This is a genomic window from Janthinobacterium sp. SUN026, from assembly GCF_030397625.1.
In the GTDB taxonomy this organism is placed as follows: domain Bacteria; phylum Pseudomonadota; class Gammaproteobacteria; order Burkholderiales; family Burkholderiaceae_D; genus Janthinobacterium; species Janthinobacterium kumbetense.
The window spans coordinates 1269386-1282719 of sequence record NZ_JAPQNU010000001.1 but is presented as its reverse complement, the minus strand read 5'-3'; the positions used below and the strand labels follow the sequence as shown (position 1 = coordinate 1282719).

Below are 13334 nucleotides of genomic sequence, written 5' to 3'. Positions count from 1 at the left end.
GCAAGAGTGCACGCAAAATTACTTGCCTGCTTCGCCCTTCTTGATCCACGCCGCCAACTGGTGCGGGCGCAGGCCGTCGTAGTCTTCGAACGGCTGGTGGATCCATGGATTGTGCGGCAGTTCGTCCAGGAAGTAGTCGGGACGCACGACGGAGCAGCCTTTCAGCCAGATCACGGCCGATTTGACTTCGGTCACGTCAGGGAAGTTTTCCTTCAGGTGACGCGTGACTTTGTCCAGGGTGACGCCGGAATCGGCCAGGTCATCGACCAGCAGGATGCGGCCAGCCAGCGGGCCCTTGGTCATCGTCATGTACTTGGCGATATCGAGGTCGCCGCGCACCGTGCCAGCGTCTTCGCGGTAGGAGCTGGTCGACAGGATGGCCAGCGGCAAATCAAAAATGCGCGAGAACACGTCGCCGGGACGCACGCCGCCGCGCGCCAGGCACAGTACCTGGTCAAATTTCCAGCCCGATTCGTAGACCTTGAGCGCCAGGCGCTCGATCAGACGGTGGTATTCTTCCCAGTTGACCCAGAGATGTTGATCGTTCGATTGTGGGGTAGTCATGATAGTGGAATCTTATTATTAGCGTGATTAAAAAAATCCGCCTTGCGGCGGATTGTGTCCAGCAGCTTACTCGAATGGGTGGCGCAGCACGATCGTTTCTTCACGATCCGGACCGGTCGAAACCATGTCCACCGGCACGCCGACCAGTTCTTCGATGCGCTTGATGTAAGCGCGGGCCGTTGCCGGCAGGGCCGCCAGCGATTTCGCGCCGACCGTGCTTTCCGTCCAGCCTGGCATCTCTTCGTACACCGGTACGCAACGGGCGGCTTCTTCGGCGCCCGATGGGAAGATGTCCGTGGCCACGCCGTCGATGGTGTAGCCGGTGCACAGTTTCAAGGTTTCGATACCGTCCAGCACGTCCAGCTTGGTCAGGCACATGCCCGTCACGCCGTTGATCTGCACGGAGCGGCGCAGCAAGGCGGCGTCGAACCAGCCGCAGCGACGGGCGCGGCCCGTCACGGTGCCGAATTCATGGCCCACTTGCGCCAGGTGATGGCCGACGCCAGCATCCGTTGGCAGTTCCGAAGGGAACGGGCCGGAACCGACACGCGTCGTGTACGCCTTGGTGATGCCCATGATGTAGTGCAGCATGCCAGGACCGACGCCCGAACCGGCGGCGGCATTGCCGGCCACGCAGTTCGACGAGGTGACGAACGGATAGGTGCCGTGGTCGACGTCGAGCAGGGAACCCTGCGCGCCTTCGAACAGCAGGTTCGCGCCAGCCTTGTGCGCCTTGTACAGCGCGCTCGACACGTCGGTGACCATCGGACGCAGACGCGGCACATAGGCCAGCGCGTCGTCGAGGGTCTTCTGGTAATCGATGCGCGGAGCCTTCAGGTAGTGCTCCAGCACGAAGTTGTGGTAATCGAGGTTTTCCGCCAGTTTTTCGGCGAAACGGGTTTCGTTCAGCAAGTCGGCGACGCGGATGGCGCGGCGCGCCACTTTGTCTTCGTAGGCCGGGCCGATGCCCTTGCCCGTGGTGCCGATCTTGGCCGCGCCGCGCGCAGCTTCGCGGGCCAGGTCGAGTGCCGAGTGGTAAGGCAGGATCACCGGTGCGGCGTCCGACACTTTCAGGCGCGAGGCGACTTCGACGCCGACGGCTTCCAGCTTGTCGATTTCGCGCAGCACGTCCGGCACGGAAACGACCACGCCGTTACCGATGTAGCAGGCGACGCCTGGGCGCATGATGCCCGACGGGATCAGCTGCAGCGCGGTTTTCACGCCGCCGATGACCAGCGTGTGGCCTGCATTGTGGCCGCCCTGGAAGCGCACCACACCCTGGGCGTGATCGGTCAACCAATCGACGATCTTGCCTTTACCTTCATCGCCCCATTGGGTGCCGATGACAACAACGTTCTTTGCCATAATTTTCTTTGACATCACTCAACCTAAGTTTTTAAGAATCCAGCTACTACCATTATCGGCAAGTACCAGCACGCGATCGCACTCGAACTCGTCTTGTTCATTACTGTGACCCGGCATACTCTGGATCACGACCTCGCCCGCCTTGCGCAACTCGGCGATTTTTTCCTTCAATTCTGGCGCGCTGCCCCACGGCGCGCGGATCGAATGCTTCCGTTCCGCGGTCGGCAACAGGCGCGCCAGTTCGCGCAAATCGAGCGAGAAGCCGGTCGCGGGACGAGCCCGGCCGAACGCTTCGCCGACGTGGTCATAACGGCCGCCGCGCGCAACCGCGTTCGGCAAGCCAGGTACATACAGCGCAAACATCGCGCCACTTTCATATTGGTAGCCGCGCAGGTCGGCCAGGTCGATCGCCACTTCGGCGCGGCCCAGGGCAGAACCGGCCAGCGCGGCCAGTTCGGCCAGCGCCTTGAGCACGCCCGGCAGCGGCGGCAACACTTCGCGCGCACGCGCCAGCACGTCGATATCGCCATACAGGTTCGGCAGGGCCAGCAGCGCATCGCGCGTCACGGCGTCGTAGCCGGCCGTCAGGGCGCGCAAGCCCGGCGCATCTTTCGCGCGCAGCAGGGTGTACAGCGCAGCCTCGTCGCGCACGGCAGCGGCGTCTTGCGCAATGATAGCGCGCAACAGGCCGACGTGCGACAAATCCAGGCGGACCGCGTCGAAACCGGCCAGTGCCAGCGAAGCGAGCGCCAGTTCCTGGATCTCGGCATCCGCTTCCAGGCCGGCGTGGCCATAGATCTCGGCGCCGATCTGCAGCGGTTCGCGGGTGGCGTGCAGGCCCGACGGACGGGTATGCAGCACGCTGCCGGCGTAGCACAGGCGGGTGACGGTGGCACGGTTGAGCAGGTGGGCATCGATGCGCGCCACCTGCGTCGTCATGTCGGCGCGCAGGCCGAGCATGCGGCCCGACAGCTGGTCGACCAGTTTGAACGTGCGCAGGTCGGTATCCTTGCCAGCGCCAGTCATCAGCGATTCCAGATACTCGAGCAGCGGCGGCATGACCAGTTCATATCCGTACAGACGGAAATTATCCAGCATGAGGCGGCGCAGCTCTTCGATCTTGCGCGCTTCCGACGGCAGAACATCGGCAATATTTTCGGGCAAAAGCCAATTCGGCATGAGGGAGCGAGATACGGAAGAAAGTTGAAAAAATGCATCATGCGAGGCAGCGGCGGGCGCGCCAGGCAAGAGGCCGAACCTGATATTTTACGCGAAAACACGGGCCTTTAGGGATAAGTTGTCCGAAACGCTGCCGCACAGCCCTAAAAACACCGCATTTTACGCCTTCCCGCAACAGCGTGCCGGGCACAAAAAAACGGGGCCGGCATTCACGCCGGCCCCGCTGCTGCCGCACCCGACCTTGCGGCCGGGAGCAGTCTGGATGCTGCCTTACTTCTTGGCCGGACCGGCTGCGCCGCCACCCTTGAAGTACTTGAAGAATTCCGAACTCGGATCGACCACCATCACGTCGCCCTTGTCCTTGAACGTGGCGCGGTAGGCTTCCAGGCTACGGTAGAACTTGTAGAACTCCGGATTCTTGCCAAACGCTTCCGCATAGATCTGCGACGCCTTGGCATCGCCCTCGCCGCGGATCTTCTCGGCTTCGCGATACGCTTCGGCCAGGATCACCGTGCGCTGCTTGTCGGCGTCGGCGCGGATTTTCTCGGAGTCGGCCGAACCGGTCGAACGCAGCTCATTGGCCACGCGCACGCGCTCGGACTTCATGCGCTCGTACACGGAGTTGTTGATCTGCTCGACGTAGTCGACGCGTTTCAGGCGCACGTCGACGATTTCCACGCCGATGGCCTTCGCTTCCGCCGAAACCTTCGCCAGGATCGCTTCCATCACCTTGCCGCGCTGGCCCGAGATCACTTCGCGCACGGTGCGCTTGGTGATTTCATCGTTCAGCGCCGCCTTGACGATTTGCGACATGCGGTTGCGGGCCGGCTTTTCATCGCCGCCAAAGCTGCGGAAATACAGCCGTGGATCGGCGATGCGCCATTTTACATACGCGTCGACGAGGATGTTCTTCTTCTCGGCCGTGATGAAGCGTTCCGGCTCCGGCGTATCCAGGGTCAGGATACGCTTGTCCAGGTACAGCACGTTCTGGAACGGCGGCGGCAGCTTGAAATACAGGCCCGGCGTGCTGATGACTTCCTTGACTTCGCCGAGGGCGAAGACGACCGCATACTTACGCTGGTCGACCACGAACACGGTCGAGGACAAGAGCATGATCGCGATAAAGCCCGCGATCAGGGCGGCTACGATACGGTTCATTAGCGGCTCTCCCGTTCACGCGAAGAGCGGCTGTCGCGGCGCGTATTGACTTCTACTGTCGGCATGGCTTCCTGTGGCAAAACGGTGTTGGCTGCGGGTGTCGCGGCAGCACGGGCGGCGGCAGCGGCAGCGTCGGTGGCAGCCGTCTGGGCGATCAACTTGTCGAGCGGCAGGTACAGCAGATTGCTGCCCGTCTTCGCGTCGACCATGACCTTGCTGGCACTGCTGAACACTTGCTGCATCGTCTCGAGGTACATGCGGTCGCGCGTGACGACCGGCGCCTTCTGGTACTCGACCAGCACCTGCTTGAAGCGCGAAGCATTACCGGCGGCGTTCTCGGTCACCATCGCGCTGTACGCGGCGGCTTCCTCCATCAGGCGGAATGCGGCGCCGCGCGCTTTTGGAATGACGTCGTTGGCGTAAGCCTGGCCTTCATTCTTCTGGCGTTCGCGGTCCTGGCCTGCCTTGACGGCATCGTCGAAGGCGGCTTGCACCTGCTCCGGCGGCTGCACGGCCTGCATCGTCACGTTGGTGATGACGGCGCCGACCTTGTAGCGGTCGAGGATCTGCTGCATCAACTGCTGCGTATCGTACGCCACTTTTTCGCGGCCTTCATACAGCACGAAGTCCATCTTGCTGCGGCCGACCACTTCGCGGATCGCCGTTTCGGCGACCTGGCGCAAGGTGTCTTCCTGGTCGCGCGTGTTGAACAGCCACGCGACGGGGTCTTTCAAGGTGTATTGCACCGCGAACTGGATGTCGATGATGTTTTCATCGTCCGTCAGCATCAGCGATTCGCTGGCCTGCTTGTTGCGCAGCGACTGGCGATAACCCACTTCCACCGTGCGCACCTGCGACACGTTGACGGTTTCATCGGTCTGGAACGGGTACGGCCAGCGCCAGTTGAAACCGGCCGGCGTGGTGTGGCTGTACTTGCCGAACGTGAGCACGACACCGTTCTGGCCCTCTTGCACGATGAAGGCGCCGCTGGCGAGCCAGATGAAGACGGCGATCACGCCGACCACGCCGGCGGTGATGCCGGCACCCTTCATGTCGGGACGCGGACCACCGCCGCCACCGTTGTTATTGCCGCCGTTGTCGGGACGGTTCTTCTGTCCGAAAAAGGCGTTCAGGCGCTGATTGAAATCGCGCCACAACTGATCGAGGTCCGGCGGACCTTCGCCGGGCTTTTTGCCTTCTTGGGCTTTCTTGCCGTCGTCCTTGCGATTGCCCCAGCGGGGATCGTTCAGGGACAACTTCAAGCCTGTTTTTTTGAGTAGGGAGACAAGCATAACTATCGTGTTCCGACTTGGGAGTGGGTGGAAATCCTATCGTCCTCGCCAGGCTCTTCGTCCTGGTCCGGGGCGGCGCCATCGTGCTGGTCGTACTGACCGTCAAACTGATCTTCCTGCAGTGCTTCATCGTTCTGATACAGGTGGGCCGAACCGGGCGCCTTCCTGGCCATCTCGACAATCGCATCGCGCAGCAGGTCGAGCCCGCTGCCCTTCTGCGCACTGACGAACACGCGACTGATCGTAGCATATTCATCGCGCTCCACCGAAGGCTCGAGCCCGGCCGCATCGATCTTGTTCCACACGAGGATTTGCGGAATGTGATCGGCGCCGATCTCTTTCAAGACCAGGTTGACCTGCTCGATCTGCTCCATGCGCACCGGCGACGCGGCGTCGACGACGTGCAGCAGCAAATCGGCATGGATGGTTTCTTCGAGCGTGGCGCGGAAGGCCGCCACCAGCTGATGCGGCAATTCGCGCACGAAGCCGACCGTGTCGGAGATCACCACATTGCCCACTTCCTGGCCCAGGTAAACCCGGCGCGAGGTGGTGTCGAGGGTGGCGAACAACTGGTCGGCGACGTACACGCCGGCCTTGGTCACGGCATTGAACAGCGTCGACTTGCCGGCATTGGTATAGCCGACCAGGGACACGGAAAATGTGTGATTGCGGCCGCGCGCGCGGCGCTGCGTTTCGCGCTGCTTGTGCAGCTTTTCCAGGCGCGCGCGCAAGGCCTTGACGCGGTCGCCGATCAGCCGGCGGTCAGTCTCGAGCTGCGTCTCGCCGGGACCGCGCAAGCCGATACCGCCCTTTTGCCGCTCAAGGTGGGTCCAGCCGCGGATCAGGCGCGTGGCCAGATGCTGCAACTGGGCCAGTTCGACTTGCAGCTTGCCCTCGTGGCTCTTGGCGCGCTGCGCGAAGATGTCGAGGATCAGGCTGGTACGGTCGAGCACGCGCACATTCAGGCGCTTTTCCAGATTGCGCTGCTGTGCTGGCGAGAGGGCGTGGTTGAAGATGACGATTTCCAGGCCATCATTGACGACGACGTCGCCAATTTCATCGGCCTTGCCGCTGCCGACGAAATACGCGGAATCCGGACTGGAACGCTTGGCCGTGATGGTGGAAATCGGGTCGGCGCCAGCCGAACGCGACAACAGCATGAGTTCCTCCATGCTGGCGGCGAAGTCGCTGTGACCGAAGTCAACCCCGACTAGTGCCGCACGCATGATGGCAACTGATGAGTTGTGGCGGACGCCGACGCCGATGCAAACGCATCAGCGCCGCTGGCGCGGACGGGGGCGATGGAGGGTGAAAGGCGCTGGGCCGTCAAGCTCAACGCTTTACTCCGCTTCAGATTCAATATTGAGATTGACGGCACGGGCCGGCACCACTGTCGAGATGGCATGCTTGTACACCATCTGTGTCACCGTATTGCGCAGCAATACGACATATTGATCGAACGATTCGATATGGCCCTGCAATTTAATGCCATTGACCAGGTAGATCGAGACAGGAACATGCTCTTTGCGTAATGCATTGAGGAATGGGTCTTGTAACAGTTGCCCTTTGTTGCTCATAACAGCTCCGTTGTTTATGTTGTTGTGTAAGAATTGGAGGCGACTCGCTTGATTTCAAGTGCTCTCACACCTTTCAAAGAAAGAAAGATGCGTCATAGCTACTGTAACCTGTTTTCGCGATCGCTGTCGCGCATGGCGCATTAACACTTTATTATTTCCGTGCAAAAGCCATTGAATTGGCTGTCGGCGCCGCATTATCTCTGCGGCGCCTTAATATGCACTTAATTTTACTTGCTTGGCGTGCGTGCGAACGGGTTTTTACCCGTACGCAATTCGATACGCAGCGGCGTGCCGACCAGCGCAAACGTATCGCGGAAATGTTTTTCCAGATAGCGTTTGTATGGGTCGCCAACGGCGTCGAGCGCATTGCCGTGAATGACGATCACAGGCGGGTTCATGCCGCCCTGGTGGGCATAACGCAGCTTCGGACGAATCGAGCCCTTGCGGCGCGGTTCCTGCTTCTCCACGGCCTCGATCAGGGCGCGCGTCAGCTTCGGCGTCGACAGGTCGCACATGGCGGCTGCATACGCGGCATTGAGCGATTTCATCAGCGGACCGATGTTGGTGCCCTTCAGCGCGGAAATGAAATGCATCTGCGCGAACGACAGGAAATCGAGCTTGCGGTCGATATCGATCTTGATTTCGTCACGCTGGTGCGATTGCAAGCCATCCCATTTATTCACGGCCACGACCAGCGCGCGGCCCGATTCCAGGATAAAGCCGGCGATATGCGCATCCTGTTCGGAAATATCTTGCTGTGCGTCAAGCATCAGCACGACCACGTTGGCTTCGGAAATCGACTGCAGGGTTTTCACCACCGAGAATTTCTCGATCGCTTCAAACACCTTGCCGCGGCGGCGGATACCGGCCGTGTCGATCAAGGTGTATTGCTGGCCGTCGCGCTCGAACGGAATTTCGATCGAATCGCGCGTCGTGCCCGGCATGTCGAAGGCGATCACGCGCTCTTCACCGAGCAGGGTGTTGATCAAGGTCGACTTGCCCACGTTCGGACGGCCGACGAGGGCGATCTTGATGCCGCGGTCGGTCTTTTCCAGCTCTTCAGGCTCATCCGGACGCTGCGCGAACGCCAGGTCCAGCATCACTTCGACGAGGTCGTTGACGCCGTCGCCATGCGCCGACGAGATCGCATACGGATCGCCCATGCCCAATTCATAGAATTCGGACACGACGGCCGTGTAGCGCATGCCTTCGCTTTTGTTGACCACCAGCAAGACCGGGCGGCCGCTCTTGCGCAGGAAGTCGACGATGGTCTTGTCATGCGGGGTCAGGCCTTGACGGCCGTCCACGATGAATACCACCACGTCGGCCTCGGCCACGGCCTGCTTGGTCTGCAGTGCCATCTGGTGCATGATGCCTTCCTTGGCGACGGGTTCGAAACCACCCGTATCGATGACCAGGAAGGGACGTTCGCCGACACGGCCTTCGCCATAGTGACGATCGCGCGTCAACCCAGGCAAATCCGCCACCAGCGCATCGCGCGAGCGGGTCAGACGATTGAATAAAGTCGATTTCCCAACATTGGGTCGACCTACTAGTGCAATTACCGGCTTCATTGTATTACTCGACCGCGAGAGCGGTCACTGTCCCTGATTGGGTTTGAAAAATCAAATTCGAACCGGCAACAACGGGAGCCGAAACAATCGGGCTACCGTCGGTGCTGACACGACCTATTAATGCGCCATCTTCCCGTGACAGGAAGTGGATATAACCTTGATAGTCGCCGACGGCGACGCTGCGGCCGTAGGAGGCCGGCGTCGACAGGCGGCGGCGCGCCAGCGCCTCATTCTTCCAGGCGCTCTGGCCGCCTTCGCGGCTGAACGCCACCACGGCGCCCTGGTCATCGGCAACAAATACGAAACGCTGGTCGACGGCCACGCCCACATCGGACGAGATCGGCTTGGTCCAGCGCGGCACGCCCGTGGCGGCATCGAAGCAGCCTGCCTTGCCCTGGTACGTGACGACGCACACTTCGCCTTCGAACGCCACCGGCGTGCCGGCGATGTCGGAGACGCGCTCCAGTTCGGTAGCGCCGCGCGGTTCGCTGACGACGATCTCCCAGCGTACCACACCGGTGGCCGCCGTCAGTGCCAGCAGCTTGCCGCCCGGCTGGGCCACGTAGATGTTCGCGCCGCCCAGCACCATGCCCGGCGCATTGCGCAAGGTCAAGGCCGGCGTGGCGCGCTGTACCGTCCACTTGCGCTCGCCCGTCTTGGCGTCGAAGCCGACGATGCGGTTGTCCACGCTGCGCACCACGACCACGCCCTGCCCCACGACGGGCGCCGTCAATACTTCGCTGGACGCCTGCGCCTTCCACAGTTGCTTGCCATCGGCGTCGAACGCCAGTACGGCGCCCTTGGCGGCGCCCACGGCCACCAGCGCGCCATCGCTGCCGGCGCTGGAGGTGATGTCGCTGCCGGCCTTGATGCGCCACGTTTCACGGCCGCTGGCCGCATCCAGGCGCGCCAGCGCGCCATCGGCATTGACCACGTACAGGCTGTTGCCGGCCAGCGCAGGCGTAAATGCGTACACGCCGGCCTTGCCGATCGAATACTTCCAGGCGTCGCGCACGGCGATGCTCGATTTTAACTCGACCAGCTTGGCCGGTTCGACTTTCGGATCTTTCGAGGCGAACGGGTTCCAGGACGAGCAACCGGCCATCAGGGCCAACAGACTTGCAGCTACCAGCTTTTCAGTGACACGCATAAGTGTTATCCAACCTTTTTCTTGTACTTGTAAGGGCAAGGCCGGCGACGTATAACGCCGCGCGGCCACGCCATCAGTGTTCCTGTCAGGCGGCAGCCTTGTCAGCCTTGGCCTTGTCTTCCGGTACCGTACCGCCGATCGCTTCCAGTTTGACCTGGATCAATTGACGGCCTGGATTGTTCTTATCCGTCGCAGCCAGCGCGGCCAGGTAAGCCGTGCGCGCCTCGGCCAGCTTGTTTTGCGCCACCAGGACGTCGCCCTTGCGGTCGGCCACGGCGCCGGCAAATTGCGCCACGGAAGCCGTCGCCAGCACTTTCAGCGCTTCATCGTAGGCTTTTTCATCCAGCAAGACGCCGGCCAGGCGCAGCTTGGCGATGGCCTTGTACTCTTCCGTGCCATGCTCGGCCACCCATTGCAGCTGGGTCTTGGCCGTTTTCAGGTCATTCGCGTCGAACGCCACCTTCGCAGCGGACAGGGCGCTCATCTGTGCATACGCCGTGCCGCTGAAACGCGATTGCATGTCGCCGGCCGCGCGCATCACCTTGGCCGTGTCCTTGGCGGCGATGGCGTTTTGCAGTTCGTCGTACAGCTGGCCCGCTTGCGCAGCCTGCGTGCGCTGGTAGTACTGCCAGCCAGCCCAGCCGCTGTAGCCTGCCAGCGCCACGATCAGGACCCAGGAGGTCAGATTGCCATTGCGCTGCCACCAGGCCTTGAGGGTTGCCAGTTGTTCTTGTTCTTCGTGATCGTATGCCATGGGTCGTCAGTTTTAATGAGTAGTTGATCGAGGGTAGAACGGTATTGCGTCAAATCAATGGTGATGATGCACGTGGCCGCCAGGACCGTGGTCATGGCCGCAATCGTGGTCGCCGATGATCTGGTCCACCACGTAGTCGACGACATCGTCGAACGGCACCGTGTTCTGTTGCGCACCGGCATCGGCTTCGCGCATGGCTTTCACCGTCGCGACGTTATTGGCGATTTCATCGTCGCCCATGATCACGGCAAACGCCGCGCCGCTGGCATCGGCTTTTTTCATTTGCGTCTTGAAGCTGCCGCCGCCGTTGCTCGCTGCGCAATGTAGCACAACGTCCAGGCCCGCATCGCGAATCCGCTCGGCCAGCACGAAGGCTTGCAAGCCTGCCTGCTCGCCCTGGTGCACCAGGTAGACGTCGCACTGGGCCGGGGCTTCCGGCTCGGCTGCATCCTTCATCAGCAGCACCAGGCGTTCCACACCCATGCCGAAACCGACGGCTGGCGTCGATTTGCCGCCGAACATTTCCACCATGCCATCATAGCGGCCACCGGCGCAAACCGTGCCTTGCGCGCCCAGCTTGTCGCTGACCCACTCGAACACGGTGCGGTTGTAGTAGTCGAGGCCGCGCACCAGGCGTGGATTGATGGTGAACGGAATGTTGTTGTGGTTCAAGATCTTCTGCACGCCGTGGAAGTGGGCCAGCGATTCTTCGCCCAGGTAGTCCAGCAGCTTCGGCGCGCCATTGACCAGGTCCTGCATGGCAGGGTTCTTGGTGTCGAGGATGCGCAGCGGATTGCTGTGCAGGCGGCGCTTGGCTTCTTCGTCGAGCAGCTCGCTGTGGCTTTCCAGGTAGGCGATCAGGTCGGCGCGGTGGCGCAGGCGCTCGGCCGCGTCGCCGATCGAGTTCAGTTCCAGGCGGATGCCTTCCAGGCCCAGGTCATCCCACAGGCGGCGCGACAGCATGATGATTTCCGCGTCGATATCCGGGCCCGTAAAACCGATGGCTTCCACGCCGAACTGGTGGAACTGGCGGTAGCGGCCTTTTTGCGGGCGCTCGTGGCGGAACATCTGGCCCTTGTACCACAGGCGTTTCGGGCCTTCGTAGACCAGGTTGTGCTCCACCACGGCGCGCACCACGCCGGCCGTGCCTTCAGGGCGCAGGGTCAGGTTGTCGCCGTTCATCGAATCGGTGAACGAATACATTTCCTTTTCAACAATATCGGTCACGGCGCCGATGGCGCGCGCGAACAATTTCGTTTCTTCCACGATCGGCGTGCGGATTTGCTGGAAACCATAGCTTTGCAGCACGGATTGCGCCGTGTTTTCAAACAATTCCCACAGCGGGGCGTCGGCGGGCAGTACGTCATTCATGCCCTTCACCGCGGTAATTTTATCGAATTTCTTATTTTCGGACATAGTGTTCTTCTTTACTTTTTTATTGGATCAGGCTCAGACGGCAACCGTGTTTCCATAGTGACTCTTTACATAATTCAAGACGATGTCCTGGAATTCCTCGACGATGCGTTCGCCGCGCAGGGTGACGACTTTTTCGCCGTCGACAAACACGGGCGCAGCCGGCGACTCGCCCGTGCCGGGCAGGCTGATGCCGATGTTTGCATGCTTCGATTCGCCGGGCCCGTTGACGATGCAGCCCATGACGGCCACGTTCATCGCTTCCACGCCCGGATACGACTTTTTCCACTCCGGCATCTGCTCGCGCAGATACGTCTGGATGTTGTCGGCCAGCTCCTGGAAGGTGGTCGACGTCGTGCGGCCGCAACCGGGGCAAGCGATCACCATGGGCGCGAACTTGCGCAAGCCCATGGTTTGCAAAATTTCCTGGCCGACGATGACTTCACGCGTGCGGTCGCCGCCCGGTTCCGGGGTGAGCGAAATGCGGATGGTGTCGCCGATGCCCTCTTGCAACAGCACGGCCAGGGCCGCCGTCGAGGCGACGATGCCCTTGCTGCCCATGCCCGCTTCCGTCAAGCCCAGGTGCAGCGGATAGTCGCAGCGCTGCGCCAGTTCGCGGTACACGGCGATCAGGTCCTGCACGCCAGACACTTTACAGGACAGGATGATCTTGTCGCGCGCCAGGCCCAGCTCTTCGGCGCGCACGGCGTTTTCAATGGCCGACGTCACCAGCGCTTCATACATGACGGCTTGCGCCGGCCACGGTTCGGCACGGCCCGCGTTTTCATCCATGATGCGCGCCAGCAAGACCTGGTCCAGGCTGCCCCAGTTCACGCCGATGCGCACCGGCTTGTCATAACGGCAAGCCGCTTCGATCATTTGCGCGAATTGCGTGTCGCGCTTGGCGCCCTTGCCCACGTTGCCCGGATTGATGCGGTACTTCGACAGCGCGCGCGCGCAATCGGGGTAATCGTTGAGCAGGGTATGGCCGTTATAGTGAAAATCGCCCACCAGCGGCACGTCGATATCCATCTTGTCGAGCTGCTCGCGGATGTAGGGCACGGCCGCGGCCGCTTCCGGACGGTCCACCGTCAGGCGCACCAGTTCCGAACCGGCACGCGCCAGTTCCTTGATCTGGATCGCCGTGCCGATGGCGTCGGCCGTATCCGTGTTCGTCATCGACTGCACCACCACGGGGGCGTCGCCGCCCACCCAGATCTGGCGCTGGCCGTGCGCGATCAGCACCTTGCGGCTGTCGCGCCGGCCGGATGGACCGGAGCCGATCGCTGTTTTCGAGGTAGCCATAAT

Annotated in this window: 12 protein-coding genes; all 12 read right to left on the bottom strand. The window is 61.7% G+C overall.

Annotated features, from left to right (window positions below):
- Positions 1-18 precede the first annotated feature (18 nt).
- The 12 genes from OX459_RS05780 to ispG all read right to left on the bottom strand — a co-directional run bounded on the left by OX459_RS05780 (position 19) and on the right by ispG (position 13331).
- The gene (locus tag OX459_RS05780) at positions 19-564 is read right to left on the bottom strand and encodes a phosphoribosyltransferase family protein (protein WP_034752020.1); all 546 of its coding nucleotides are present in this window, start codon (positions 562-564) and stop codon (positions 19-21) included.
- Between the two features lie 66 nt (positions 565-630).
- Complete coding sequence (locus tag OX459_RS05775) at positions 631-1944, bottom strand: adenylosuccinate synthase (protein WP_099667093.1); 1314 nt, start codon at positions 1942-1944, stop codon at positions 631-633.
- A gap of 3 nt (positions 1945-1947) precedes the next feature.
- Complete coding sequence (locus OX459_RS05770; RefSeq protein ID WP_099667092.1) at positions 1948-3108, bottom strand: ATP phosphoribosyltransferase regulatory subunit; 1161 nt, start codon at positions 3106-3108, stop codon at positions 1948-1950.
- Between the two features lie 270 nt (positions 3109-3378).
- Positions 3379-4266 (bottom strand): protease modulator HflC, encoded by an 888-nt coding sequence (gene hflC / locus OX459_RS05765; protein WP_099667091.1) that lies wholly within the window; start codon positions 4264-4266, stop codon positions 3379-3381.
- Positions 4266-5558: an FtsH protease activity modulator HflK gene (gene hflK / locus OX459_RS05760; RefSeq protein WP_070254060.1), complete on the bottom strand. Its 1293-nt coding sequence runs from the start codon at positions 5556-5558 to the stop codon at positions 4266-4268. The genes hflC and hflK overlap by 1 nt, the downstream gene beginning before the upstream one ends.
- Positions 5559-5560: 2 nt before the next feature.
- A complete protein-coding gene (hflX, locus tag OX459_RS05755; protein ID WP_099667090.1) occupies positions 5561-6784 on the bottom strand; it encodes a GTPase HflX in 1224 nt (407 codons plus the stop codon).
- Positions 6785-6898: 114 nt separating this feature from the next.
- Positions 6899-7135, bottom strand: coding sequence for an RNA chaperone Hfq (hfq, locus tag OX459_RS05750; protein WP_008450615.1), 237 nt, complete (start codon positions 7133-7135; stop codon positions 6899-6901).
- Between the two features lie 227 nt (positions 7136-7362).
- A complete protein-coding gene (gene der, locus OX459_RS05745) occupies positions 7363-8709 on the bottom strand; it encodes a ribosome biogenesis GTPase Der (protein WP_070221915.1) in 1347 nt (448 codons plus the stop codon).
- A 4-nt stretch (positions 8710-8713) separates the two neighbouring features.
- Positions 8714-9859, bottom strand: a complete 1146-nt coding sequence (gene bamB, locus OX459_RS05740; protein ID WP_099667089.1) for an outer membrane protein assembly factor BamB — start codon at positions 9857-9859, stop codon at positions 8714-8716.
- 85 nt (positions 9860-9944) lie between these two features.
- Positions 9945-10613: a tetratricopeptide repeat protein gene (locus OX459_RS05735; protein ID WP_289904165.1), complete on the bottom strand. Its 669-nt coding sequence runs from the start codon at positions 10611-10613 to the stop codon at positions 9945-9947.
- Between the two features lie 54 nt (positions 10614-10667).
- On the bottom strand, positions 10668-12029 hold the full coding sequence (hisS, locus tag OX459_RS05730) for a histidine--tRNA ligase (RefSeq protein ID WP_099667087.1): 1362 nt from the start codon (positions 12027-12029) through the stop codon (positions 10668-10670).
- Between the two features lie 33 nt (positions 12030-12062).
- Positions 12063-13331 (bottom strand): flavodoxin-dependent (E)-4-hydroxy-3-methylbut-2-enyl-diphosphate synthase, encoded by a 1269-nt coding sequence (gene ispG, locus OX459_RS05725; protein ID WP_289904164.1) that lies wholly within the window; start codon positions 13329-13331, stop codon positions 12063-12065.
- Between the last annotated feature and the right edge of the window lie 3 nt (positions 13332-13334).

Coding starts and splice junctions, on each gene's coding strand:
- OX459_RS05780 (WP_034752020.1), bottom strand. CDS start 564: ATGACTACCCCACAATCGAACGATCAACATCTCTGGGTCAACTGGGAA.
- OX459_RS05775 (WP_099667093.1), bottom strand. CDS start 1,944: ATGTCAAAGAAAATTATGGCAAAGAACGTTGTTGTCATCGGCACCCAA.
- OX459_RS05770 (WP_099667092.1), bottom strand. CDS start 3,108: ATGCCGAATTGGCTTTTGCCCGAAAATATTGCCGATGTTCTGCCGTCG.
- hflC (WP_099667091.1), bottom strand. CDS start 4,266: ATGAACCGTATCGTAGCCGCCCTGATCGCGGGCTTTATCGCGATCATG.
- hflK (WP_070254060.1), bottom strand. CDS start 5,558: ATGCTTGTCTCCCTACTCAAAAAAACAGGCTTGAAGTTGTCCCTGAAC.
- hflX (WP_099667090.1), bottom strand. CDS start 6,784: ATGCGTGCGGCACTAGTCGGGGTTGACTTCGGTCACAGCGACTTCGCC.
- hfq (WP_008450615.1), bottom strand. CDS start 7,135: ATGAGCAACAAAGGGCAACTGTTACAAGACCCATTCCTCAATGCATTA.
- der (WP_070221915.1), bottom strand. CDS start 8,709: ATGAAGCCGGTAATTGCACTAGTAGGTCGACCCAATGTTGGGAAATCG.
- bamB (WP_099667089.1), bottom strand. CDS start 9,859: ATGCGTGTCACTGAAAAGCTGGTAGCTGCAAGTCTGTTGGCCCTGATG.
- OX459_RS05735 (WP_289904165.1), bottom strand. CDS start 10,613: ATGGCATACGATCACGAAGAACAAGAACAACTGGCAACCCTCAAGGCC.
- hisS (WP_099667087.1), bottom strand. CDS start 12,029: ATGTCCGAAAATAAGAAATTCGATAAAATTACCGCGGTGAAGGGCATG.
- ispG (WP_289904164.1), bottom strand. CDS start 13,331: ATGGCTACCTCGAAAACAGCGATCGGCTCCGGTCCATCCGGCCGGCGC.